Source organism: Bartonella sp. AP11XZML (genome assembly GCF_042196445.1).
GTDB lineage: Bacteria > Pseudomonadota > Alphaproteobacteria > Rhizobiales > Rhizobiaceae > Bartonella.
Genome location: NZ_JBHIQF010000041.1, coordinates 1 through 1,243, shown reverse-complemented (window position 1 = coordinate 1,243; position 1,243 = coordinate 1). Strand labels below are relative to the sequence as shown.

At 35.8% G+C, this 1,243-nt stretch carries 2 protein-coding genes; both read left to right on the top strand.

The window, feature by feature from the left end; translation table 11 throughout:
• Positions 1-5 precede the first annotated feature (5 nt).
• A complete protein-coding gene (locus ACFIMG_RS03430; protein WP_100130413.1) occupies positions 6-221 on the top strand; it encodes a type II toxin-antitoxin system Y4mF family antitoxin in 216 nt (71 codons plus the stop codon).
• A partial coding sequence (locus ACFIMG_RS03425; RefSeq protein WP_375678923.1) for a type II toxin-antitoxin system HipA family toxin occupies positions 218-1,243 on the top strand: 1,026 nt, incomplete at its 3' end. The genes ACFIMG_RS03430 and ACFIMG_RS03425, both read left to right, overlap by 4 nt.

Below are 1,243 nucleotides of genomic sequence, written 5' to 3'. Positions count from 1 at the left end.
TGATTATGATTGAAAGCAGAATGAAAATATTGGGTTTTATTGTTAGAAATACACGTAAAAAACAAGGATTAACACAAGAACAGTTAGCAGCTACATCAGGGGTTGGTGTGCGTTTTATCCGTGATTTAGAAAGAGGCAAAGAGTCTTGTCATGTTGGAAAAACCATACATGTGCTTTCAATGCTTGGTCTTGATATTCAGATTGAAAATGAAAAATTATGACCCGTACACTTGATGTTTATTTACACGCAAAATTAGTAGGTCAATTACAACAAGAAAAAAGTGGAGATCTCACGTTTCTCTACGATACTGATTATTTGTATAAAGATTTACAGGGCATCTCTGTCTCTCTACCTCCTCGTGTTGAAGCTTATAAAGGTCAAGCAGTAAAAGCCTTTTTTTCCGGTCTCTTACCCGATGATAATGTAAGATATCGTTTAGCAACTTATTTAGGTCTTTCTGAACGAAATGCTTTTGCTTTGCTTGAAGTTGTTGGGGGAGATTGTGCTGGTGCTCTCGCTTTATATCCACATGGACAAGTTCCAAATTTGCCAATTGATGATGTAGAAACTCTTGATGATACTGAATTGAAAGAAATTCTTGAGTGTATTAAACGTCGTCCAATGCTTGCTGGTGGAGATGGCTACAGATTGTCTCTTGCGGGTGCACAAGATAAATTAGCGGTTGGCTTTAAAGATAATCGTGTTCAACTCATTAAAGGGGGTGCTCCGACCACGCATATTTTGAAACCTCTCATTGAACATATTAATGATAGTGCGCATAATGAGCTTTTTTGTATGAAATTGGCAAAACTCGTAGGTATTAATGTGCCGGAAGTGTATTTACATTTTGTCAATAATACACCTTATTGTCTCATCACTCGATATGATCGTCAAATATCTTCTAATGGAACAGTTTTGCGTATTCATCAAGAGGATTTTTGTCAAGCACTTAGTATAGCTCCAGAATTTAAATATGAATGTGAAGGAGGACCTAGTATTGCTGCGTGTCAAACCGTTATTTTCCAGCATACATTACGTCCTGCTGTTGATCAACTGAATTTTCTTAATATAATTATTTTTAATTATTTAATTGGTAATGCCGATGCGCATGGCAAAAACTTTTCACTACTTTACCAACAGAAAAAACCAGAACTTGCTCCTGCATATGATTTGTTAAGCACAGCTATTTATTCAGATTTATCTCAAAAAATGGCTATGAAAATAGGAGGAGAATATATACCT